At 38.0% G+C, this 24,293-nt stretch carries 22 protein-coding genes and 1 other RNA gene; 17 read left to right on the top strand and 6 right to left on the bottom strand.

Annotated features, from left to right (window positions below):
* Positions 1-183: 183 nt before the first annotated feature.
* Positions 184-1,359 carry a lipid-A-disaccharide synthase gene (gene lpxB / locus AAV97_RS13025; RefSeq protein ID WP_005031963.1) on the top strand — a complete coding sequence of 392 codons (1,176 nt, stop codon included), beginning with the start codon at positions 184-186 and terminating at the stop codon, positions 1,357-1,359.
* Positions 1,360-1,558: 199 nt separating this feature from the next.
* On the opposite strand, the gene AAV97_RS13020 is transcribed toward lpxB, so the two are convergent.
* Positions 1,559-2,431 (bottom strand): DUF2797 domain-containing protein, encoded by an 873-nt coding sequence (locus AAV97_RS13020; RefSeq protein WP_005031961.1) that lies wholly within the window; start codon positions 2,429-2,431, stop codon positions 1,559-1,561.
* Between the two features lie 32 nt (positions 2,432-2,463).
* Between AAV97_RS13020 and AAV97_RS13015 the strand changes: the two genes are divergently transcribed.
* Together AAV97_RS13015 and AAV97_RS13010 are read left to right on the top strand one after the other, a co-directional pair.
* Positions 2,464-2,934, top strand: a complete 471-nt coding sequence (locus AAV97_RS13015) for a DUF6231 family protein (RefSeq protein ID WP_046760795.1) — start codon at positions 2,464-2,466, stop codon at positions 2,932-2,934.
* A gap of 124 nt (positions 2,935-3,058) precedes the next feature.
* On the top strand, positions 3,059-3,661 hold the full coding sequence (locus AAV97_RS13010; RefSeq protein ID WP_046760794.1) for a YidB family protein: 603 nt from the start codon (positions 3,059-3,061) through the stop codon (positions 3,659-3,661).
* Between the two features lie 53 nt (positions 3,662-3,714).
* Here the strand turns inward: AAV97_RS13010 and AAV97_RS13005 are convergent, their stop codons facing one another.
* From AAV97_RS13005 to glnL, 3 genes are all read right to left on the bottom strand, one after another.
* A complete protein-coding gene (locus AAV97_RS13005) occupies positions 3,715-4,440 on the bottom strand; it encodes a hypothetical protein (protein ID WP_046760793.1) in 726 nt (241 codons plus the stop codon).
* A gap of 433 nt (positions 4,441-4,873) precedes the next feature.
* On the bottom strand, positions 4,874-6,358 hold the full coding sequence (gene glnG, locus AAV97_RS13000; protein ID WP_004830464.1) for a nitrogen regulation protein NR(I): 1,485 nt from the start codon (positions 6,356-6,358) through the stop codon (positions 4,874-4,876).
* Positions 6,348-7,454 (bottom strand): nitrogen regulation protein NR(II), encoded by a 1,107-nt coding sequence (glnL, locus tag AAV97_RS12995; RefSeq protein ID WP_004830465.1) that lies wholly within the window; start codon positions 7,452-7,454, stop codon positions 6,348-6,350. The genes glnG and glnL overlap by 11 nt, the downstream gene beginning before the upstream one ends.
* A 363-nt stretch (positions 7,455-7,817) precedes the next feature.
* Here glnL and rimO point away from each other — a divergent pair, with 363 nt between their 5' ends.
* From rimO to lpxA, 12 genes are all read left to right on the top strand, one after another.
* Complete coding sequence (gene rimO, locus AAV97_RS12990) at positions 7,818-9,161, top strand: 30S ribosomal protein S12 methylthiotransferase RimO (protein ID WP_005031951.1); 1,344 nt, start codon at positions 7,818-7,820, stop codon at positions 9,159-9,161.
* A gap of 65 nt (positions 9,162-9,226) precedes the next feature.
* Positions 9,227-9,955, top strand: a complete 729-nt coding sequence (gene pyrH / locus AAV97_RS12985; RefSeq protein WP_004830468.1) for a UMP kinase — start codon at positions 9,227-9,229, stop codon at positions 9,953-9,955.
* 73 nt (positions 9,956-10,028) lie between these two features.
* On the top strand, positions 10,029-10,583 hold the full coding sequence (gene frr / locus AAV97_RS12980; RefSeq protein WP_004830469.1) for a ribosome recycling factor: 555 nt from the start codon (positions 10,029-10,031) through the stop codon (positions 10,581-10,583).
* 8 nt (positions 10,584-10,591) lie between these two features.
* Positions 10,592-11,341 carry a polyprenyl diphosphate synthase gene (gene uppS, locus AAV97_RS12975; RefSeq protein ID WP_004830470.1) on the top strand — a complete coding sequence of 250 codons (750 nt, stop codon included), beginning with the start codon at positions 10,592-10,594 and terminating at the stop codon, positions 11,339-11,341.
* Positions 11,342-11,343: 2 nt separating this feature from the next.
* Complete coding sequence (locus AAV97_RS12970) at positions 11,344-12,168, top strand: phosphatidate cytidylyltransferase (RefSeq protein WP_042085510.1); 825 nt, start codon at positions 11,344-11,346, stop codon at positions 12,166-12,168.
* On the top strand, positions 12,169-13,365 hold the full coding sequence (ispC, locus tag AAV97_RS12965) for a 1-deoxy-D-xylulose-5-phosphate reductoisomerase (protein ID WP_046760792.1): 1,197 nt from the start codon (positions 12,169-12,171) through the stop codon (positions 13,363-13,365).
* 2 nt (positions 13,366-13,367) lie between these two features.
* Complete coding sequence (gene rseP / locus AAV97_RS12960) at positions 13,368-14,723, top strand: RIP metalloprotease RseP (RefSeq protein ID WP_046760791.1); 1,356 nt, start codon at positions 13,368-13,370, stop codon at positions 14,721-14,723.
* Between the two features lie 36 nt (positions 14,724-14,759).
* Positions 14,760-17,288: an outer membrane protein assembly factor BamA gene (gene bamA / locus AAV97_RS12955; RefSeq protein WP_042085502.1), complete on the top strand. Its 2,529-nt coding sequence runs from the start codon at positions 14,760-14,762 to the stop codon at positions 17,286-17,288.
* Positions 17,289-17,330: 42 nt separating this feature from the next.
* A complete protein-coding gene (locus AAV97_RS12950) occupies positions 17,331-17,816 on the top strand; it encodes an OmpH family outer membrane protein (protein WP_005031942.1) in 486 nt (161 codons plus the stop codon).
* A 3-nt stretch (positions 17,817-17,819) separates the two neighbouring features.
* Positions 17,820-18,890: a UDP-3-O-(3-hydroxymyristoyl)glucosamine N-acyltransferase gene (gene lpxD / locus AAV97_RS12945; RefSeq protein ID WP_046760790.1), complete on the top strand. Its 1,071-nt coding sequence runs from the start codon at positions 17,820-17,822 to the stop codon at positions 18,888-18,890.
* A gap of 2 nt (positions 18,891-18,892) precedes the next feature.
* On the top strand, positions 18,893-19,378 hold the full coding sequence (gene fabZ / locus AAV97_RS12940; RefSeq protein ID WP_004719745.1) for a 3-hydroxyacyl-ACP dehydratase FabZ: 486 nt from the start codon (positions 18,893-18,895) through the stop codon (positions 19,376-19,378).
* Positions 19,375-20,163, top strand: coding sequence for an acyl-ACP--UDP-N-acetylglucosamine O-acyltransferase (lpxA, locus tag AAV97_RS12935; RefSeq protein WP_004830478.1), 789 nt, complete (start codon positions 19,375-19,377; stop codon positions 20,161-20,163). Before fabZ ends, lpxA begins: the two co-directional genes overlap by 4 nt.
* Before the next feature lie 79 nt (positions 20,164-20,242).
* Here lpxA and AAV97_RS12930 read toward each other — a convergent pair whose 3' ends face one another.
* Positions 20,243-21,115 carry a YbgF trimerization domain-containing protein gene (locus tag AAV97_RS12930; protein WP_227543984.1) on the bottom strand — a complete coding sequence of 291 codons (873 nt, stop codon included), beginning with the start codon at positions 21,113-21,115 and terminating at the stop codon, positions 20,243-20,245.
* An 878-nt stretch (positions 21,116-21,993) separates the two neighbouring features.
* On the opposite strand from AAV97_RS12930, the gene AAV97_RS12925 reads away from it, so the two are divergent.
* Positions 21,994-23,106: an OmpW/AlkL family protein gene (locus AAV97_RS12925; RefSeq protein WP_046760789.1), complete on the top strand. Its 1,113-nt coding sequence runs from the start codon at positions 21,994-21,996 to the stop codon at positions 23,104-23,106.
* A gap of 265 nt (positions 23,107-23,371) precedes the next feature.
* Positions 23,372-23,468: signal recognition particle sRNA small type (gene ffs, locus AAV97_RS20925), an RNA gene on the top strand.
* A 102-nt stretch (positions 23,469-23,570) separates the two neighbouring features.
* Here the strand turns inward: ffs and AAV97_RS12920 are convergent.
* On the bottom strand, positions 23,571-24,185 hold the full coding sequence (locus AAV97_RS12920; RefSeq protein ID WP_046760788.1) for a regulatory protein RecX: 615 nt from the start codon (positions 24,183-24,185) through the stop codon (positions 23,571-23,573).
* Positions 24,186-24,293 lie beyond the last annotated feature (108 nt).

Genomic DNA, 24,293 nt, shown 5'->3' with positions numbered 1-24,293 from the left:
CTAATTGAAAATATAAATAGAAAATAGATTAATGATAGAAAACTGAGTGAATTGTCATCCAATATCATTGTTATAAGCCGTTCAAATTCATGTAAGGCTTTATCCTGATTGTATAAAGGCATTGCGGTGAAACTAATTTGACTATGCTATGATGCATGTATACTGCAAAATGGGAAGAATATCTTGCAAAATCGGAAGCTTAAAATTGGAATTGTGGTCGGTGAAGTGTCAGGAGATACTTTAGGGGCTAAACTTATTCGTAGTTTTCGTGAACAGGGTATAGATGCTGAGTTTGAGGGGATTGGTGGACCTCAAATGATCGCGGAAGGATTCAACAGTTTTTATCCAATGGATATTTTATCTGTAATGGGGATTGTGGAAGTCCTTAAAGATTTAAAAAAGCTGTTTGCGGTACGTGATGGTTTGGTTGAAAAATGGTCTGTCAATCCAGTCGATATTTTTATTGGTATTGATGCTCCTGATTTTAATCTACGTTTGTCGAAGAGTTTAAAACAAAAAAATCTGCCAATTAAAACGGTTCAATATGTCAGCCCATCCGTTTGGGCGTGGCGACAAGGACGGGTACATGGGATTAAAGCCTGCATCGATCTCGTGCTTTGTTTATTTCCTTTTGAAAAAAGCTTCTATCAAAAATTTGCAGTTCCAGCTGCTTTTGTGGGTCATCCGCTTGCCAGTCAGCTGCCTTTACAAAATCCAATCTTGGATGCCAAACAAGAGCTTGGTTTGGATCTCAGTCAAAAGCACATTGCGTTATTGCCCGGAAGTCGCCGTGGTGAAATTGAACGACTTGGACCTTTGGTTTTAGATGCTGCAAATATTATTCATCATAAATACCCTGAATATCAGTTTGTTATTCCTGCAATTAATGATCAGCGCAAACAACAAATTGAAGCATTATTAAAGCATTATCCAAGTGATTTGATCGCAAAAATTCACTTGTTGGAAAATACCGATAAAGAGTCAAAAATTGGTCGTCAGGTTATGAATGCTGCAAATATTGTCGCATTGGCTTCAGGTACAGCAACTTTGGAAGCTTTATTGTTGCATCGACCAATGGTCACTTTTTATAAACTCAATTGGCTGACTTATGTGATTGCCAAGTTACTGGTCAAAATTCCTTATTATTCTTTGCCGAATATTATTGCGGGAAAGAAAGCAATTCAAGAGTTGATTCAAAAAGATGCTACGCCTGAAAAATTAGCACATGAGATAGAAAAGTTGATGGATATTGAAACTGCTCAAATTCAGGTGATGCAGTTGATTACGATGCATAAGCAGCTTTTGGCAGGAAATAGTGAAGATCCAGTACAAGCAATTTTAGCACTGTTAAAATCATGACTATAAAGTTAATCGTTTGATTAACTGATTGAATTAATTTATTTAATTCTAGCAATATTGAGTCATAGACTTTTGATATTGGTTGTTTTCAAGTTTTCAGGAAGCCTATTGGTTTGGCAAGAAATTTAATAAAAAACTCCTCCTAGATTTAAATCAGAGAGGAGTTTTATAAATATTAAATTCGACGCAAAACGGATGATTACTCTGCCCGAACTTTAAGTTCATAACCTGTATATTTACGGATATTAATCACACCCGTATCCATAATTAAATATTGACCTTTAATCCCTTGTAATTTGCCACGAATAATTGGTGTTTTATCTAGATTGTGAGATTTAATCTTTTCAGGATAAATATCAACAGGGTAGACAAATTCACGCGGTAATTCTTCTTCAAGCAATTCAACTGTCTCGTTAAACTCAAGGTGTTGTGCAAATTCATCTCGAATGGTTTGAATTTTAGGTGCAAATTCTTGTACCAACTCATTACGTATTTCAATCAGATTAATCGGTTCAGCTTCGCCTTTTAACAACTTGCGCCAATCTGTTTTATCAGCAACCTGTGAACCAAACATCACTTCAAGTTGTCCAGATAAACGGCGTGAACCCACTTTCATAATCGGTAAAGCTTGAGTTGCGCCTTGGTCTAACCAACGTGTAGGCATTTGACCTAAGCGGGTAATTCCTACTTTTAATGCACTTGAATTCGCTAGATATACAATATGCGGTTGGAAGCACACTTCATGCGCAAAATCATCTTCTCGACAGGTGCCCAAATGATAATGGCAAGTTTCAGGCTTCATAATGCACATATCGCAAGATGCTTTGGTTTTCATACATTTAAAGCAGTGACCTTGTGAATAAGACTTAGGCGTTTTCGCACCACAAGAAACACAGTATATATTTCCAGTTGCTTCAATCTCAATTTCTTGTCCCAAGCTAAATGGAAGCTCGATTTCTGAGCGATCTAATATAAATTTATATTCAACATTTGCCTTATGTGTTTGCTGATCAGTTAAACTAAGGTCTTTAAGACCTGCATGCATTTTATGACAAATGCCTTGTAGTTCCATGTTTAATTACTCGCTTCAAAAAAGGTGCAGTTATGGCTGAGCAAAATGTCATCACTTCAATGCTAGACGATTTATCGCAAGAACAGCCAATTCAAACTGCATTGTGTATTGGGCAAAATTTGGCGCAATACTCTACAAATTATTCAATTCAGTGGTCCTATTTTAACGTATCTGAGTTTTTAAATCTGCCTTTTACCCAGCGATATGATTTAGGATTTGTTGTTTTAGATACAGAAGAGATGCTGGGTGTTTCAGATTTGCATAAATCGCAACTGTTGGTGAAGTTGCGTGATCTTTTGGCAAGACGAATCGTGGTGGCTTGCAGGCTCAATGATGAGCATTTGCTCCGATCACTGGGCTTTACTCAATTGATTGACAAGACCTCACATGAAAATGATTTTGCGCTTTGGCAATTTAATATTTTAACCTACAAGCATGTACCAGACTGGTTTAATTCTAAGTTTTGGGCAAACCCTGAAAACTGGAATAAGTTTCGTTGGTAATGTCTGTGTGGGGGGCTAAAAATTATATTAAGACATTGCAAAAATTAACAATTCCAATTTTGGTGAATAAATTAAAGCCAAGTATGCTGTAGTCGTGTCATAAAACTTAAAAAAGGAAAACTTCATGACAGATTTAACAAATATTGTTGAAATTTTAGCAAAACAAGCACTTGGCGGACAACAACAATCACAAGGCGGGCTTGGTGGCGGATTAGGCGGTGTATTGGGTTCAGTGCTTGGTGGTTTAGGTGGTCAACAACAGTCACAAGGCAGTGGACTGGGTGGGGTATTGGGTTCAGTCCTCGGAGGCTTAACAGGTGGTCAACAACAACAAGCACCTCAGGCAAGTGGTTTTAATGCTTCTTCTTTATTGATTGCAGTGGTTCCGCTAGTTTTAGGGTGGATTCAGCAAAATGGTGGGTTGCAAGGGGCTTTGGCTAAACTGCAAGGTGCAGGTTTGGGTGTACAAGTTCAAAGTTGGGTTGATCCATCACAAGGCAATAGTGGAATAAATGTAGATCAAATTCAAAGTTTGTTTAGTGGTCAACAAGTTGAACAAGTTGCTCAACAGGCTAATGTTCCGACCAATGAAGTATATGGTGCAATTTCAACAGTGCTACCGCAAATCATTGATTCACTTACACCACAAGGTGATGCTACGGATCATAATGAAGCCAATGGCGATATTCAGAATGTATTGAACCTAGTCTCAGGTTTTATGAAATAAGCTGTATTTTTACCAAAAAAAGCCAGTTAAAGCATTTTTAACTGGCTTTTTGTTTATTTGGATTCAGGTTCTGGATCGTCACCAATAGCTTCACTGCTTTTCACTTCACCATTGGCTTTTCTTTTAATATATTTAATTTGCCCATAACCTTCAGCATACCATTCATCTAGCGTGCTATCGCCAATTTGCGAGACAAAATGACATGCATTATTGAATTTTAAAGTATTGTTGTCATTGTCAATTAAGCTGAGATTTTCAAAACCAACAAATTCAATATCAACAGTTTTATTATTTTCAGACTTGTCTGTATTGTCTAGTTGAGATTCAATAACAGCATTATAAGTCATCTGAAATTTTTGATGAGGCTTAAGGTTAGATGGAAAGGTTGGAAGAGGAGCTTGATAGGTGGTTTTGACCAATACGTCATTGGGATTTGAACCCAGTGCGGCAATACCATAATCTAAATTCGCCAACATGGTACGACCCGTGAGATCGTAGATATAATCTGTACGAACACCAGCACCTTGTCTCACAATTGCAATTGCATTCTGATCGTTAAACATCGTTGGAATAATTTGAATCTCAGTTTCATCACTGTTGTTTAAAGTGAACTGTTTATTGGCTTCTAGCTTAAAACAATCATCTGAATTGGCAGCTTTCAGCGGTTTTTCTTCTGCTACTTTTTCTGCCTGATGCTCTACATTATCATGCGGTTTGTTTTTAGAGCACGCAACAGTCAAGATTGAAAGTAAGCCGATAACAATAACAGTTTTGTTCATTTTTATCCTAGCGATAAAGTTTAATTTCACGTGGCTATTCTTAACGATAGGCACATAAAAAACAACCATATTCTTAGCAAATATGGTTGGAGTAAACTTTATATTTATGAGTGATTTATTATTCACTGATGTTACGCACTTGATTTAAATTAAGTAGGTAAAAAAGAAAAAGCTAAATTTACACGACGGAGTCTTACATCCAAAGTTTAAATTTATGGAATAGCCTTCGGCTCAAGGTACTTTTGTTTTGTCAAAAGTACCCAAAACCATTGTCATCCGCAGAACTCGTTCACTATCGTCACAATATTCAAAGTTTCGCAGAAACTTTACTTATTAGAAGGAGTCCTGCCTCAAGCAATTGCGGATGACGTTTCCGCGTATCCACATTCTTCTAGCTCCAAAATTTAATTTTAGAGTTACTGTGTAACATCAGTTATTCAGCTAATACAGTTTTATCTTCCTCTTCATCATCTTCAGTGGAGTCCATGCCTAATTCTTTGAGTTTGCGGGTTAAAGTATTACGTCCCCAACCCAATAACTCAGCAGCATGGCGTTTGCGTCCACGTGTTTGTTGTAGTGCTGCATTAATCAAGGTCCGTTCGAACATTGGTGTGGCAATGTCTAAGATTTTCATCTCGCCATTTTTGAGTTTTTGAATCGCCCATTGACCTAAAAGTTCATCCCAATGGTGTAGTGCAATACGATCAACGCCTGCTTGGATTTGTCCTTGATCGTCGGTTTTGCTGATTGGAATCTGTTTTAGTTCAGAAGGTAAATCTTCTGGGTAAACTTCACGACCCGTGATCATTACAGTCAACCATCGGCAGGTGTTTTCCAATTGGCGCACGTTACCTGGCCAAGGAAGTTTCTGGATGTATTCTTGTGTTTCTGGGCGTAAAATTTTAGGACTTACGCCAAGTTCTTTACCAGCACGTGCCAAGAAGTGCTGAGCCAACATTGGAATATCTTCAGAACGATGTGCCAGTTTAGGAATATGAATGCGAATCACATTTAAACGATGGTATAAGTCTTCGCGGAAACGACCATCATGTACAAGTTTTTCTAAGTCTTGGTGTGTGGCAGCAACAATACGTACATCTACACGTACAGGAATATGTCCTCCAACACGATAGAATTCACCATCAGCTAAAACACGTAGCAAACGGGTTTGTGTTTCAAAAGGCATATCGCCAATTTCATCTAAAAAGAGCGTACCGCCATTGGCTTGCTCGAAGCGTCCTTGACGCTGGGTGTTGGCACCTGTAAATGCACCTTTCTCATGTCCAAATAATTCAGTTTCAATCAAATCTTTTGGAATGGCAGCCATGTTTAAAGCAATAAAAGGTTTGCTGCTTCTTGGTGAATGGCGATGTAAAGCATGAGCAACTAATTCTTTCCCTGTTCCAGACTCACCATTGATTAATACGGTGATATGAGATTGAGAGAGTCGTCCAATTGCACGGAAAACCTCTTGCATGGCAGGAGACTCACCAATGATTTCAGTAGACTGAATCGGGGTTGCTTTTGCTGATTCTTGTTGTTGTAATTTATTGATGTGTAGGATGGCACGATTGACCAGTGCAAGCGCTTCATCAATATCAAAAGGTTTTGGTAGATACTCAAAAGCACCTGTTTGATAGCTCGATACTGCAGATTCTAAGTCTGAGTGGGCTGTCATGATAATCACAGGAAGATCTGGATAACTTCCTTTGACTTTACCTAAGAAGGTGAGACCATCAATACCTGGCATTCGAATATCTGTCAGAATGACATCTGGCGCATCGGTTGGCAGTTGATCTAAAGCAGATTGTGCTTCTTCAAAACTGGTCACATCAAAACCTTCTTCTTTGAATGTTTTTTCCAAGACCCAACGCATAGCTCGGTCGTCATCGATCACCCAAATTTTATTATGCGACATGGTTAGACTCCCAAGGTAAATATAGGCTAAATACTGTTTTTCCCGGAACAGATTGGCATTCAATCATTCCGTTATGTTGATGCATGATGTTTTGTGCAATGCTTAAACCGAGTCCAGTCCCTTTGGCTCGACCAGTCACAAGTGGATAAAAGACGGATTCTAAAATTTCCTCAGGTACACCAGGACCGTTATCTTCGATATCAATACGAATAGCTGATTTATTTAATACGCCATTAATGGTGACAAGGCGTTGGATGCGTGTACGCAATATTAATTCGGGTTGATGATCAATGAAGAATTCTCGATTTTCTGTCATCGCTTGAACTGCATTGACACTAATATTCAACATGACTTGAATCAATTGATCTCGATCTGCTTTTACATCAGGTAAAGAAAGATCGTAGTCACGCGTAATTTTAATTTTTTTCTTGGTTTGATTCACGATCAGTGAACGAACGCGTTCCAATGGTTCGTGAACATTGACCGCTTCATAACTTGGAAGTTGGCGTGAGCCGAGCATGGTGTCTGCTAAGTTTCTTAAGCGGTCAACTTCACTGATAATAATATCTGTGAATTCTGCATATTGAGGATCGTTTAAACTTCGTGCTAAAAGCTGAGTTGCACCCCGAATACCGCCCAATGGATTTTTAATCTCATGTGCAACGCCACGTATGAGTTGTCGTGCGACTTGGTGTTGCTGAATAAGATTCTCTTCTTTTGAAATTTTCAACATCCGATCAATTGGATTCAATTCTATTAACAATAATGGGTGATAGGGTTTGCCAGTATTCAGTTGAGATACCGAGTAATCAACATGCATGTCTTTAAAATTGACATTGATAATCGCTTCACGGCGTGTATAGGCTTGACCTGTTTTAATGGTGTTGTTGAGTGCATCCAAAGTATTAAAGCTATCGTTTGGTGCATGCAAGATATTGATTACAGGCTGACCAGCGGCGCGAAACAAACTAATATCAAACAGGGCTTCGCAAGATGAATTGAGATAAAAAATATTTAGATTACAATCGACCAAAAGGATTGCTGTGGTTAAATTATCCACAAGCAGTCGATAGTCAATGGTTGGGTATTGATCCATTAGCAGAGCTTTCCTGTCTTAAAATAGCGCAATGGCATCTGCACCTCTATTCTATTTATCCCAATCAAGGGTATTGAATTGATATAAATCGTGCTCATATAAAGCAAGATGCGCGCCAACTTTTATTTGTTGCGCAGTTTTCTTACATGAATAATAAAAATTGCGCATTTAACGACCTTTATTCTCTGTACATCAGTCATCATGATATTAAGCTATCATGATAGTGTTCCAAAATGGTGCAATGTTGGAATTTTATTATTTGATTGGATGTATTTTGGTGCATTATACAAAGAGTCGTGTTTCCACCTGTTTTTATCTCTGGAAAAGTCATACAATACGCGGATTATAGTGGAGCGCAGATTCATGAAGTCCCCCAAAGTCGGTTTTGTATCTTTAGGTTGTCCTAAGGCATTGGTAGATTCTGAACGAATTTTAACTCAGTTGAAAACTGAAGGTTATGATGTTGCATCAGATTATGATGGTGCTGATTTAGTTGTTGTGAATACCTGTGGTTTTATTGAATCTGCAGTACAAGAGTCTTTAGACGCTATTGGCGAAGCCATGAGCGCAAATGGTCGTGTAATTGTTACTGGCTGTTTAGGTAAAGACGAAGACAAGATTCGCCAAATGCACCCTAATGTACTCAAAGTTACAGGTGCTGCTGCATATCAGGAAGTGATGGAAGCTGTACATCAGTATGTTCCAGAGCCACCTAAGCACAATCCTTTTATTGACCTTGTCCCAGAGCAAGGAATTCGTTTGACCCCAAAACATTATGCCTACTTAAAAATATCAGAAGGATGTAACCATCGTTGCACGTTCTGTATTATTCCAAGTATGCGTGGTGACCTTGTATCACGTCCTGTGGGCTCAGTGTTGAGTGAAGCACAAGCATTGAAAAAAGCAGGGGTAAAAGAAGTCTTGGTGATTTCACAGGATACTTCTGCTTATGGTGTTGATACTAAATATAAGCTTGATTTTTGGAATGGTCAGCCTGTTAAAACCAAGTTCTATGACATGTGCGAAGCATTAGGTCAGTTAGGAATTTGGGTGCGTTTACATTATGTCTATCCATATCCGCATGTTGATGCGGTGATTGACTTGATGGCGCAAGGCAAAATCCTGCCATATCTAGATATTCCTTTTCAACATGCCAGTCCGCGCATCTTAAAATTGATGAAGCGACCAGCCCATAGTGAAAATACATTAGAGCGTCTAAAATTATGGCGTGAAAAATGTCCTGAACTGGTGATTCGCTCTACATTTGTAGTCGGTTTCCCAGGTGAAACTGAAGAAGATTTCCAAATTTTACTGGATTGGTTGCAAGAAGCTCAGCTTGATCGTGTCGGTTGCTTTACTTACTCACCTGTAGAGGGTGCAACTGCCAATGATTTGCCAGATCACGTTCCAGAAGAAATTAAGCAAGAGCGCTATGAACGCTTTATGGAAGTTCAGCAAGCGATTTCTGCTGCCAAATTACAAAAACGTATTGGTCAAACCATGACAGTTTTAGTGGATGATCTTGAAGAAGAGTTCCCTGTGGCTGTTGCACGTTCTTATGCGGATGCACCTGAAATTGATGGTAATGTATTTGTTGAAGATATCGATAAATCATTGATTAAAGCAGGTGACTTACTTGAAGTCGAAATCACAGATGCAGATGAATACGATTTATTTGCAAAGTTGATTAAAATTAAATCGGCATAAAAGTAATTGATTTCAAATTGATTGAATACGAATAAAATTGTAGATATAAGTATTGGAGTTTTGTGATGTTAGATTCTAAAAAGCCGCGCTATGAGCGAATTTTGCTCAAACTTTCAGGTGAGGCGCTTGCAGGTAATAAAGACATGGGGATTGATGCCCCTGTGTTGGATCAAATGTCTTTATCTATTGCACACTTGGTCGGTTTAGGTGTGCAAGTCGGTATTGTTGTTGGTGGTGGTAATTTATATCGCGGCAGTCAACTGCAAAAAGATGGGCTTGTTGGTCGTGTAACAGGCGATCAAATGGGTATGCTTGCGACTGTCATGAATGGTCTGGCATTACGTGATGCTTTGGTACGCCGTAACATTAAAACACGTTTAATGTCTGCGCTTCCAATTGGTGCAGTGGTTGAGTCTTATTCAAGCCGTGATGCTATTCGTCATCTTACTCAAGGTGAAGTTTGTGTATTTGTTGCAGGTACGGGTAACCCATTCTTTACTACTGATACAGCAGCGTGCTTACGTGGTATTGAGATTGAAGCTGATCTTATTTTAAAAGCAACAAAAGTAGATGGTGTCTATAACAAAGACCCAAGTAAATATGACGATGCAATTAAATATGATCATTTAAGCTTTGACCAAGTATTGGATGAGAAACTTGGTGTGATGGATTTAACGGCAATTTGTTTGTGTCGTGACCATAATGTACCACTTCAAGTGTTTGATATGAACAAATCAGGTGCATTACTTTCTGTAGTAATGGGTGAAAAAGAAGGGACACACGTTACAAACTAATGTACGTGTGGGATAAAGCTCTTTATACTACTGCAATTTTACGTTATACACATTTATAAGTAAGGAAGATCATATGATTAACGATCTTAAAAAAGACGCTGAAGACCGTATGAATAAATCATTGGAGTCTTTGGAACATGGTTTTGCAAAGGTTCGTACAGGTCGTGCGCATCCATCAATCCTCAATGGTGTTATGGTTCCTTACTATGGTTCTGATGTGCCATTAAACCAAGTTGCAAACGTTGGTGTTGAAGATTCACGTACTTTATTGGTACAGCCATTTGAGCGTTCAATGGTATCTGCAATTGATAAAGCGATTCGTGAATCAGACTTGGGTTTAAACCCGGTAACTGCTGATGCAATTCGTGTACCGATGGCTGCATTGACTGAAGAAACACGTAAAGACATGCAAAAAGTTGCACGTAATGAAGCTGAAAATGCCAAAGTTGCAATTCGTAACATTCGTCGTGATGTTTTGGGTGATATTAAGGCATTATTGAAAGATAAAGAAATTTCTGAAGATGATGAGCGCCGTGCAGGTGATGATATCCAAAAAATTACAGACAAGTTTGTTGCTGAAGTAGATAAACGTCTTGCTGCTAAAGAAGCTGAATTGATGAAGGTCTAAGATTTATAATGACCGCATCTGAAGACAACCATCTTCCAAAACATGTTGCCATCATTATGGATGGCAACAATCGTTTTGCTAAAAAGAAACAACTACAAAAAGGTGATGGGCACCGTGAAGGTAAAAATGTCCTTGACCCAATTGTAGAGCATTGCCGCAAAGTGGGTGTTCAAGCCCTGACTGTGTTTGCGTTTTCAAGTGAAAATTGGAATAGACCACAGTATGAGGTTGATCTGTTAATGAAATTGTTGGAAGAAACAATTCATGAGCAAATTCCCCGTATGGAAAAATTCGAAATCGCGTTGAGATTTATTGGAGATCGTAGTCGGCTTTCTCCAGAGCTACGTGAATTAATGTTGCATGCTGAACAAAGGACTGCTAAGTTCAGTAACATGACTTTAACAATTGCTGTGAGTTATGGTGGTATGTGGGATATTACGGATACTGCACGTAAGCTTGCGCAACAAGTCAAAGATCGAAAAATTGATGTGAATCAAATCAATACTGAATTATTTGCACAACAAATAAGTTTGGGCGATTTGCCACCTGTAGATTTGTTGATTCGTACTGGCGGTGATTACCGCTTATCTAACTTTTTATTGTGGCAAGCTGCGTATGCTGAGTTGTATTTCACTCAGACTTTGTGGCCTGAGTTTACGGTACAAGAGTTGGATCATGCGTTTAATATTTTTTCAGGGCGAGAAAGACGTTTCGGAAAAACATCTGAACAAATTCAACAAGAACATATAGAGAACTGATAATGTTAGAGCGGATTATAACCGCATTGGTATTGGTTGCAGTCGTGCTGAGTTGCATGTTTGCAACAAAATCACAATATCCGATGTTAGTGTTAATGATTATCGCAGCTGGGGCGGCAGGTTATGAGTGGTTTAAACTCATGCCACATGAATCTGACTCTGTAAACAAGTTAAAAGCTGCTGGATTTGGTTTACTCACCGCTATCTTTTCTGGTTTAGCATTATATTTTAATGATTTGGCACTTATCCTTTGGAGTGCATCTATCCTCACTTGGTTGTGTAGCCTGTATTGGGTTAAAAATTATCCTGAATATGATGGTTGGTACAATGTTACTTTAAATATCGTTGGATTGGTGCTGATCAGTGCTGCTGTTACTGCTATTTTTGAAGTGTGGAAGAGTTCACCGTGGTGGCTGATGTACCTGTTTTTACTGGTTTGGGGTGCGGACAGTGGTGCATATTTCGTTGGTCGTAAATTTGGTAAGCGTAAATTGGCACCAGATGTGAGTCCGAATAAATCTATTGAAGGTTTAATTGGCGGGATTGTCACAGTTGCTATCGTTATTGTCATTGTTCAATCGATTTACCTACATTTAACGCTTTCACAACATATTCTTTTCCTTGTTCTGTCTATTGTGACGGTATTTAGTTCAGTGTTAGGCGATTTGTTTGAATCTATGATTAAACGTCGTGCTGGAATTAAAGATTCAGGTCGTATCCTTCCAGGGCATGGTGGGGTACTTGACCGTATTGATTCATTGCTTGCTGCAGCTCCTATTTTTGCAGCAGGAATGTATGTTTTAAAACTTATTGGTGTAGATTTATAGATGTCACAATCTGTTTGTATATTAGGTGTTACAGGTTCTATTGGGCGCAGTACTTTAAAAATTTTAGAACAGCATCCAGATCAGTATTCGGTTTTTGCTGTGACTGGATATAGTCGAATAGAAGAACTGAGTGAAATATGCAAACAGTATCGACCGAAGTATGTGGTTGTACCTTTCAGTAAAGTTGATGAATTAAAACAACGCTTAAATACATACAAGATTACAGATATTGAAATCTTGAGTGATGAAGCAGGTTTGATTGAAGTTTCACAACATCCTGATGTGGATGTGGTGATGGCTGCAATCGTTGGGGCTGCAGGATTGCTCCCAACATTAGCTGCAGTAAAAGCAGGTAAGCGTGTATTGCTTGCAAATAAAGAGGCCTTGGTGATGTCGGGGGATCTGATGTTGCAAGCAGCTCAAGAACATGGTGCTTTATTGTTGCCTGTAGATTCTGAGCATAATGCGATCTTTCAGTGCCTTCCACAAAATTATTTGCAGATTGAGCATCAAGGCGAACCGTTGTTAGGGGTAAAGCAAATCTTATTGACCGCTTCAGGCGGTCCTTTTTTGAATCATACGCTTGAACAACTCCAAACCGTAACACCAGCACAAGCTTGTAAGCACCCAAATTGGTCAATGGGGCAAAAAATCTCTGTTGATTCTGCAACATTGATGAATAAAGGCTTGGAATTAATCGAAGCGTGTCATTTATTTTCAATTAAAGAACAATTTGTTACAGTTGTTGTTCATCCACAAAGTATCATTCATTCAATGGTTCAGTATGTGGATGGTTCGACTTTGGCTCAAATGGGTAATCCAGATATGTGTACCCCGATTGCACATGCACTAGCATGGCCTGAGCGGATTGAAACACATGTCCCACCTTTAGATCTATTCATCCATTCGCAACTCGATTTTCAAGCACCAGATATTGTTCGTTTTCCAGCACTTAAGTTGGCTCGTCAAGCCATGCAGTCTGGAGGACTCTCACCATCAATTCTGAATGCAGCCAATGAAATCGCTGTTGCAGCTTTTTTACAGGAAAAGATTGCTTTCTTGGAAATTTCACAAGTGGTTGAACATACTTTAAATCACGTTCAAAATGGTTCAGCAGATTCGATTGAAACGATTTTGCAGACAGATCAACTTGCCCGCCAAGTTGCTTCACAACGCATTATACAATTGGGACGCTGATCATGAGTGTACTATTTATCATTGTCGCTGCGATATTGCTATTGGGTCCATTGATTGCAATCCATGAATTTGGACATTATTGGGTAGCACGAAAGCTTGGTGTAAAAGTCCTTGTTTATTCAATTGGATTTGGTCCAACTTTATTAAAATGGACCTCTAAAAAATCAGGTATTCAATATCAACTGTCAGCTTTGCCGCTCGGTGGTTATGTCAAAATGCTGGATGAGCGTGAGGGCAATGTGAGTGCAGAAGATCTGCCTTTTGCATTTAATCGTCAATCTCCGTGGAAGCGCATCGCCATTGTTGCAGCAGGACCATTTATTAACCTGATTTTTGCAATTTTTTTATTTTGGATTTTATTTTTACCAGCACAGGAACAACTGAATACACGTGTCGGTGCTGTTTTACCGAATACGCCTGCAGCGACTGCTCAGATGCAAGTGGGTGATAAAATTGTTGAGATTGATGGTACACAAGCAAGTACCTGGGAAAAGTTGAATTACGCAATTGTTGATCGTGTTGGCGAAACGGGTCATATTGATGTACAAGTGGAGCGTAATGGGCAAGCGCAAAGTTTTGCTTTACCCATTAAAGATTTCTTAAAAGATCAAAGTCAGTCACCATTTGATGTGCTTGGCTTTACTCCTTATCGACCGCATATTCCTGCCACTGTCTATAAGTTAAGTTCAGATGGTGCTGCAATTCGCCAAGGGATGAAAGAGGGTGATCAAATCATTTCGATCAATCAAGTGAAAATGAAAGATTGGTTTGATGTGGTAGATGTGGTACAAAAATCACCTGAAAAGTTACTCAATGTGGATGTGTTACGCCAAGGGCAAATTGTACATTTACAAGTGATGCCTCAAGGTAAACGTGACAACATGGGGAATGTGACAGGTATGTTGGGTGTGCAAGCACAGACCGATAAATTGTCTATTCCTGCTGAATATAAGCAAACCATTCAATACAATCCTGCTGAAGCATTTGTTGTTGCTGTTGAAAAAACAGGGCAACTTTCAGCAATGATTTTGAATTCTATGGTCAAAATGGTACGTGGCTTAATTGGATTAGATAATTTATCTGGTCCAATTACCATTGCTAAAGTCGCTGGTCAAAGTGCTGAAATGGGGTGGCAAACCTTTATTTCCTTTATGGCTTTGATGAGTGTAAGTTTGGGGATTTTAAATTTATTACCTATTCCAATGTTAGATGGCGGACATTTGGTTTACTACATTATTGAAGCAATTCGTGGTAAGCCTGTTTCTGAACAAATACAATTGGTTGGGCTAAAAATTGGTATGGTACTGCTCGGTAGCATGATGCTTCTTGCAATATTTAATGATTTTATGCGTTTATAACGCGATACTGGATTAACTTACTGGAAAATAATAGGCATGCAGCACTCACATTTATTTATGCCATTGGCACTCGTTAGTGCAATGGCAGCTGTACAGCAAGTACACGCGGCAGATGAGTTCATTGCACGTGATATTCGTGTAGATGGATTGGTTCGTTTAACGCAACAAAATGTTCTTGCACTTTTACCAATAAATAGTGGTGACCGTGTTAGTGATCCAGTTATCGCAGAGTCTATTCGTGCTTTGTATGCATCAAATCTTTTTGATGATATTCAAGCTTCAAATCAAGATAATGTATTGGTTTTCAAAGTTGTTGAACGCCCTGTTATTTCAAAGATTAACTTTAAAGGCAACAAACTCATACCTAAAGAAGCTTTAACAGACGGCTTAAAGAAAATGGGGCTGGCTGAAGGCGAAGTGTTGAAAAAATCAGCATTACAAACTTTGGAAACTGAATTAGAGCAACAATATGCTCAGCAAGGTCGTTATGATGCTGACATTAAAGTTGAACAAGTTGCACGTCCAAACAACCGTGTTGAACTGAATATCAATTTTAATGAAGGAAAAGCTGCTAAAGTTTTTGATATCAATATTATTGGTAATACTGTCGTTAGTGATGATGATATCAAGCAAGCATTTGCTGTAAAAGAAAGTGGTTGGCTTTCTGTGATCTCTCGTAATGACCGCTATGCTCGTGAAAAAATGTCTGCGAGTTTAGAGTCGCTACGTGCATTGTATTTGAATAGAGGTTATATCAACTTCGATATTAACAGTTCAAACCTCAATTTGAGCGAAGACAAAAAACATATCTTTATTGAAGTTTCGGTCAATGAGGGTGAGCAATTTAAATTTGGTGAGTCTAAATTCTTGGGTGATGCGTTATATAAGCCTGATGAACTCAAAGCATTGCAAATTTATAAAGATGGCACAACCTATTCACAAGAAAAAGTCAATGCGGTGAAACAACTCTTACTTCGTAAATATGGTAATGCGGGTTATTACTACGCGGAAGTGAACGTTGTTCCTGAAATCAATAATGAAACCCATGTGGTGGATTTAAACTACTATATTAATCCAGGTCAACAAGTCACAGTTCGACGCATCAATTTTACAGGGAATACCAAAACTGCTGATGAAGTGCTTCGTCGTGAAATGCGTCAAATGGAAGGTGCTTTAGCAAGCAATGAAAAAATTGACTTGTCTAAGGTGCGTTTAGAGCGTACAGGTTTCTTTAGTAAAGTTGATATTAAACCTGTGCGTGTACCGAATACACCAGATCAAATGGACTTGAATATTGATGTTGAAGAGCAACATTCAGGGACCAGTACATTGGCTGTGGGTTATTCTCAAAACGGTGGTATCACATTCCAAGCAGGGTTAAGCCAAACCAACTTTATGGGTACAGGTAACCGTGTTGCAATTGATTTATCTCGTTCAGAAACTCAAGATTATTATAATCTAAGTGTTACAGATCCATACTTTACCATTGATGGGGTAAGCCGTGGCTATAACATGTACTACCGTAAAACCAAACTGAATGACAACTATAACGTCAACAACTATGTCACTGACAGTATTGGTGGTGGACTCACCTTTGGTTATCCAATTGATGAAAATCAAAACATCAGTGCAGGTTTAAATATCGACCAAACCAAGGTAACGACTGGTGCTTATGTTTCGACCTATGTTCGTGATTATTTAAAGGCGAATGGTGGAAAAACAATTGGTACGAGTACATATTGTGACGGTGACTGGAAAGCATTGGATCCTGCAAAACCTGATGATCTTTCATGTGTAGATTCGAATAATAATGTAAAAGACTTAACAACTTTTGAATCTGAATTTGAAGGTAAGTTTTTAACTTATAACTTAAATTTAGGTTGGTCATACAACACCTTAAACCGCCCAATTTTCCCAACCAGTGGTATGGCACATCGTGTAAATGCTGAAATAGCATTACCTGGTAGTGATGTTGAGTATCAAAAGATCACTTATGATACTCAGGCATATTTCCCATTAGGACGAGATTTTGTTTTACGTGGTTATGGTAAGTTGGGTTATGGTAATGATTTACCATTCTACAAAAACTTCTATGCGGGTGGTTTTGGCTCGGTACGTGGTTATGACAACAGTACTTTGGGACCTACTTACCCAGGTGTGACGTATAACGAAAGAAAAACCAAAGATTATGACCCGGAAGAAGTCGGTGGTAATGCTTTAGTGCAGTTCGGTACTGAGTTGGCGTTACCTGTACCATTCAAAGGAGACTGGGCACGCCAGATTCGTCCAGTGGTTTTTGTAGAAGGTGCACAAGTATTTGATACCAACTGTAGTACAGCAACGGGTGACTTGTATTTAAATGGCTCAAAAGATCCGATCTCTGCAAAACAATATTGTAAAGACAACTATGACTTTGATTTAAGTAACATGCGTTATAGTGCTGGCGTAGGCTTTACATGGATCACCATGATTGGACCACTTTCATTGAGTTATGCATACCCATTGAATGATAAACCAGGCGATCAAACTAAAAATATCCAATTTGAGATTGGTCGTACTTTCTAAGTACGATCTTTCTTTAATATTTAAAGACGATAAGGAACACATATGAAAACAATGAAAATGATGGTGATGGGCTTAGGCTTGGGATTTGCTGGACTGGTTCAAGCAGCGGGCTTTGGTGTGGTTGACTTGGAAAAAGTTGTAGAGAGTAGTACCTTCTTAAAACAGCAAAATGCAAGTTTAGAGCAATCTGTTAAACCACAAACCACTAAATTAGAACAAATCACTAAAGATATTGAAGCGTTAAAACAAAAAGCTCAAGCTCAAGGTGCAAATGTTCAGCAAATCAATGCGCAATACCAAGCTAAAGTAAATGAATTCCAAACGATTCAGCAAGGTGTTCAGGCAAAAGTTCAGAGCACAATTCAAAATACAAATACGACTTTTGAAACGCGCGTAAAGCAAGCTGCTGAACAATTGCGCCAAGAAGCAGGTTTAGACTTTATTTTGAATAAAAATTCAGCACTTGCGTATGACGCAAAGAATGATTTAACTGCTAAAATGATCCAAAAGGTTAATGCAATTAAATAATCAATGCGATCAAATCAATTTCATCTCGATGAATTAGCTCAACTTGTTCAAGGTGAGCTAATTGGTCAACCAAAGTTGCTACTCAGTGGACTTGCGAGTTTAGAACAGGCTCAATCTCATCATATTGCTTTCGTCAATGGCGATAAATATTTAGCTGAAGCACAGAATTCTAAAGCTGGTGCTTTAATTGTGACAGCTGCGTTAAAAGAGCAACTTTCCAATCACCAGAATTTCATTGTGGTTGCAAATCCATATCTTGCTTTTGCAATGCTTACGCATCAATTTGAGATTAAAGTGACCAAACGTGGGATTGAAAGTACAGCTCAGATCTCTCCATCTGCGATTATTGCTGACGATGCTTATATTGGGCATTATGTGGTGATCGGTGAAGATTGTGTCATCGGTTCCAATACGATTATTCAATCTAATACTCGAATAGATGATGGTGTTGAGATTGGTAAAGACTGCTTTGTTGATTCTCAAGTCACACTGACTGGTCAGACCAAGATTGCAGACCGTGTTCGAATTCATGCCAATACTGTGATTGGTGGCGAAGGTTTCGGATTTGCACCTTATGAAGGAAAATGGAATCGTATCGCGCAGTTGGGTTCTGTCCGTATTGGAAATGATGTGCGGATCGGTTCAAACTGTAGCGTGGATCGTGGTGCTTTGGATGATACGATTATCCATGATGGTGTGATTATTGATAATCTTGTGCAAATCGCGCATAACGTTCAGATTGGTGAGAATACGGCTATCGCTGCGAAGTGTGGTATCGCCGGCAGCACAATTATTGGCAAAAACTGTATCTTTGCTGGTGCTGTTGGGGTGGTTGGTCACATAAAAATTGCCGATAATGTGACGATTACTGGAATGTCAATGGTCACAAAAAGTATTTCTGAAGCAGGTTCTTATTCTTCAGGAACTGGACAATTTGAAACAAATCATTGGAAAAGAACAGTTGTTCGCTTAAGACAATTAGCAGATGTGCCATTGACCAAATTGGTGAAACAAATAGATCATATGCAGGCTCAAATCGAGTCCATTGAATCAACTTTAAAGTCGCGTAAATAATTATGACTGAGTCTAAATCTCTACCTTTTACGGTTCCTGAATTACCAATGCAAACCCAAACGATTCGTGAGTATCTTCCTCACCGTTATCCGTTCTTGCTTGTAGATCGTGTAACTGAAGTTACAGAGAATGGGATTGTAGGATACAAAAACGTTTCAATTAATGAAGAATTTATGCAAGGTCATTTCCCTGGCTATCCAATTATGCCAGGTGTTCTGATCGTTGAGGCGATGGCACAGGTTTCGGGTGTGCTTGGTTTTATCATGAATAATGAAAAACCTCGACCTGGTTCGTTGTTCTTATTCGCTGGCGCAGAAAAAATACGATTTAAAAAACAAGTCGTACCAGGTGACCAACTCGTGCTAAAATCTGAATTACTCATGCAAAAACGTGGCATTTACAAGTATTTATGTACTGCCAGTGTTGACGGCGTGGTAGCAGCGACAGCTGAAATTATCATTTCTCATCAGAAATTAGAGCAGGCATGAGCAGTAACGATTTAATACACCCAACCGCTATTATTGACGCTTCTGCAGTGATAGCACCTGATGTTCAAATTGGTCCCTATTGTATTATTGGACCTCAAGTGACCATTGGTGCTGGTACCAAACTCCATTCACATGTTGTGATTGGTGGGTTTACCCGAATTGGAAAAAACAACGAAATTTTTCAGTTTGCGAGTGTCGGTGAAGTTTGTCAGGATTTAAAATATCAAGGTGAAGAAACTTGGTTGGAAATCGGTGACAACAATAAGATTCGTGAACATTGCAGTCTACATCGTGGAACTGTACAAGATCATGGATTAACCAAAGTGGGTAGCAACAACTTACTGATGGTCAATACGCATATTGCACACGATTGCCAGATTGGAAATAACAATATTTTTGCAAATAATGTTGGTATTGCTGGTCATGTTCATATTGGTGACTTTGTTATCGTTGGTGGAAACTCGGGTATCCATCAGTTCTGTAAGATTGATTCTTACAGTATGATTGGCGGAGCATCACTCATTCTAAAAGATGTACCAGCTTATGTGATGGTTTCTGGTAATCCTGCACATGCATATGGTATGAATGTTGAAGGAATGCGTCGTAAAGGCTGGTCTAAGAACGTGATTCAAGGCTTAAGAGAGTCTTTTAAATTGATCTATAAAGAAAATTTAACGACTGAACAGGCAATTGAACGCATTCGCCAAGAGATTCTTCCTGAAGTTGAAGAAGCACAATTGCTGATAGATTCTGTATTAGAATCTAAACGTGGTATTGTGCGTTAATCATTTCATGATAAAAAGCTAAATATAAAAAATGCCTCACGATGAGGCATTTTTTATAACTAACACAATGACTTTGTTTTTAGCCCTTTTTGAAATAACCTGCTTCTTCAGACTTAGGGTAGGTGCTTAACAATTTACTTTTATAGACATTTGCTGTTTGCGTATTTTTATTGACATCTTTTGCAATACTATAAAGTTGGTATAAAGCACGTGGTGCTTTTGACGAGTTAGGGAATTTAGCAGCGACGATCTCGTAATTCTTTTTAGCTTCATTGTAGTTTGGTGGATCAATTGCCAATTGAAACTCAGCCAACCAAAAATAAGCATTTCCTGTATAAATACTGTTTGGATAATTTTTAATAAAATTTTGCATTGGTGCAATGGCTTGTTTTGCACCACCTTTCTTATAAGCATCTAAGGCAACAGTATAGGCAGCTTTTTCAAGCGCAATAGGATCACTGGTATTATTACTGTTTGTAGGTGTTGCTGAGGTTTGAGCTGTTTGTGTTGCAGGTTGCTGTTGTGTAGCTGTTTGATTCGGTGCTGCTGTCTGTGTGGTCTGTTCTGAATTTTCGACAGCAGGATTTGTCGTCGGTGCATTTTCAGCAGGTGCTTGTTGTTCTTGAGAATTATTGTCTGGCTCTAGCTTTTGGTTCAATAACTCAAGACGTTGATCGAGGTCAGTATAGCGATTGCTTAATTCTTTATTGAGCTGATCAATAGCATGATCTTGTTCTTCAATTTTGCCACGTAATTCACGAATTTGATTTTCGAGTTGCTGATTCTTTTGAATAAGATCCCAATTCATATTTCCAGTAATTGGAGCAGAAGAATTCGCTATATCATTTCCTGAGGACGCGTTGCTTAATCCACGAGACTCAATTGGAATCGCATATAAAGATGCTGAACTGAGTAAGGCAATCGAAAAGAGAGCATGCTTTTTTAGCATAATTAAAAATCCATTAAAGTCAAAATCTTCCCACGTAAGGAATAAAGTTGCTTGAAAACCAATAAATGTGATCATTAAAAACGGCTAGAAGCGGAATTGCAAGGTGCTTTTACAATGTTCAGATAATTCTAGTGGAATGTGAAGGCTTTTTGTAATAAATCCGTTGTTCATATTCACGTTTAAGTTTCTCATGCGTGCTTTCTAAAAATATATTAGATCATGAAATTATTCTTAATTGTATGTTTTTTATTGAAAAATTTAAGTGACACGATCCAATATTTTTTATTGCATAGAAAAGATTAGCGATAATTTTTAACATTTTAGGTTTTACATGTTAGCTATGAGCTAAAAATATATTGAAGTTAGATCATATCTAGTATAGCGCCTTGCCTATATGCTCATTTGACTATTATGCGAGGTTATCGGTTACTAGCATATTTTAAAGATGATATAAATTTATGTGCACTATGCACCGTTTTAAAAAAATTATTGAATTAATTTTAGTTTTATTAATATAATATAGTAAAAATCATTATATTAATAATAAAGTGTAATATGGTTATATTTTAAGTGATTTAAATATAATTAATAGGTGTATGAAAAAAAAATTGTGAATTTTTTTTATTTATGAATAAAAAAAATCTTTAATATATTTTTTTAAAATATAATTCTTATCGAGTATTATCAGTTATTGATAAATTTACTGTTTTATTTTTATTGATAATTAGTTTTAATTTTATTTTTTTAACCTTGCTAAAATATACATTTTTGTAATTATTATTTTTCCTTCCATCGGAATTTAAATGTCAAAATTGTTTTTTTGTATACATTCTTAATGTGAATTATTTAGTAAAAATTAATTTATATTTAAGGATGGGTATATGGAAAATCAGCTACGATATATAAAAATTGCACTTGGCTTGTCATACTTATTTGCTACTCATATGGCATATGCTCAAGATTTTAAAAGATTTTCCATTTCAGCGGGTTGGCTGAATGTGCGGTCAACAGGAGATGCTCAACCTTTTAGGATTAATACTTCTGTTGCTGAAAAAACAATGTCTAAAGTTGGGATGATTTCAGGGGCTGCGGTTGCTAAAAATTTAGATCAAGCTCGAATCAATCAAATGGACCCAGAATTGATCAGAACGATCAATATGCAAGACCCTGCAACCGGGAAATATCCGCTTGATTATATTTTGGAGATGATACCAAATGCGGAGAATCCTGAAGCTGCGCTTGAATATGCTACAGGTATCGCTGAAATTAATGGCTTAAGTGCATGGACGGCAAATGCAGGATTGGAAGTTAAAAACGTCAATACGGCTGGGCTAATGTTTAATTATAACATCAATGAACATGTTTCGATTCAGCTGATGGGCGGTATTCCACCTACTGTAGATTTAAAAGGAAAAGGGCAGATATATGCACCATTTTCAGCGACCTCACAACCATTCGGCGGGGATTCCGGAAATTTATACTTAAAAAATAATTTGTTAATTACAAATTTAGATCAATATAACTATGCCGCCTCAGCACGAGCTTGGACACCAGCATTACAAGCACAATATTATTTTGGGCGACCTGGTATTAATAAATTAAGACCATTTCTAGGTTTTGGCTTTATGTATGCTTATTTCAATGAGATTAAAATCAATGCTGGCGTTAAAAATGATTTAATTGCAGCGGGGCATATGATTCAAAATATTGATGATCAGAAAGCAGGTGCCGCTTTGGAAGGTAAAGCTTCAACAGGTAAAATGCGAGTTAAAGCAGATGCAAATGATGCTTTTGCTCCGATCTTTTCTGCAGGGTTTACTTATGACTTTAAAGAGAATTGGTTTGCTACGGCATCTGTATCATATGCAAAACTTGACAATACAGCCACCATTTCAGTTTTGAATGACAATACTGGAAAACAATTGATTTATGCCAAAACTAAAATTCAGATTGATCCATTGATGAGCTATTTAGGCATTGGATATCGTTTTTAAAGAGAGCAGGTGAATCCTTAAATATGAGTAAGTCATAACACGTTTTAATGATGATTAAGTTTCCCCCTCAAGCCATAAAGCCCGAGTCTAGTCCACTCAACTTTTTTTATGGCTTTTTTTTATGGTTTTTTTTTATGGTTTTTTTGCAAAAAATAACCACATTGATGACGAAATAAGCAAACGAATGAATAACTTGAGAAAATCACAATGTTTGGCTTGCAAGAAAATAAAAAATCTCTATACTCTGTTCTTGCAATGGTAGCCCTGCTGGTGGTTTCGCAATTGTACTCTGAAAACCCCGCCAGGACCGGAAGGTAGCAACGGTATCAGAACTATGATGTGCCGAAATTTTGCTAGTAGGGTTGCCACCAGATTTTCTAAATCTAATAATTATTCAAAATATAAATTTTTTGTCTATTACACAATCGCTAGGTACTTTATCTTTAACTCATTTTAGATATTTATTATCCATCCTCATTTTCTTTTCTAGAAATCGCTTTCATAATCGCGTCCATTTCAAAGCCACGATATTGTAAGAAACGAATTTGTTTAGCTTTGATTTTAGGGTCTTTACTTACCTCAAAACCATATTTTTTGACTTTGAGTTGATAAGCTTGTTCATACCAATCAATTTCAGCAATATCTTCTTGTACTAAGCTTTTATCGAGATGTTTAGCACGCAAGGCCAACTTGATTCGATTAGGTCCTTTGCCTTTGCGAACTTGGCTACGAACCGTCATTTCAGCGACACGTTGATCGCTTTGATAGTTATTTTCAGATAATTCGTCCACTAATGTTAAAACTTCTTCACGGCTTTGTGCCAAAGTCATCAGTTTTTCAATAAGATCTGCTTTGGAATATTCTTTACGGGTTAAGACTGCAAAAGCATATGATCGTAAACGTGTTCCCGTTAAGCCCTGTGGTGCTGGTGTGCAATCTTGATCAGCGATAAAGGCATGCTGATTATTGACCTCATTGCTTATTGTACTAGTTGGAGGAAGAGGTGCAGTTTCATCCTCGCCAAACTGCTGCTTTAGTTTTTCGTAGTCTAGCATCTTAGGAAATTTAGCTTGGCTCATATCTTTAATAACAATAACTTTCGTTGGTATTTGTCATAGTGTAGCGCCTATTTGGGGTTTTAACAGCGCATAAGCTGTACAGATAGATGAGCTGTCATGTCAGGCATA

It is taken from the genome of Acinetobacter sp. Ag2 (assembly GCF_001005515.1).
Lineage (GTDB): Bacteria > Pseudomonadota > Gammaproteobacteria > Pseudomonadales > Moraxellaceae > Acinetobacter > Acinetobacter bereziniae.
Note: the sequence above shows the minus strand (reverse complement) of the source record. Positions and strands in the feature narration are given on the sequence as shown.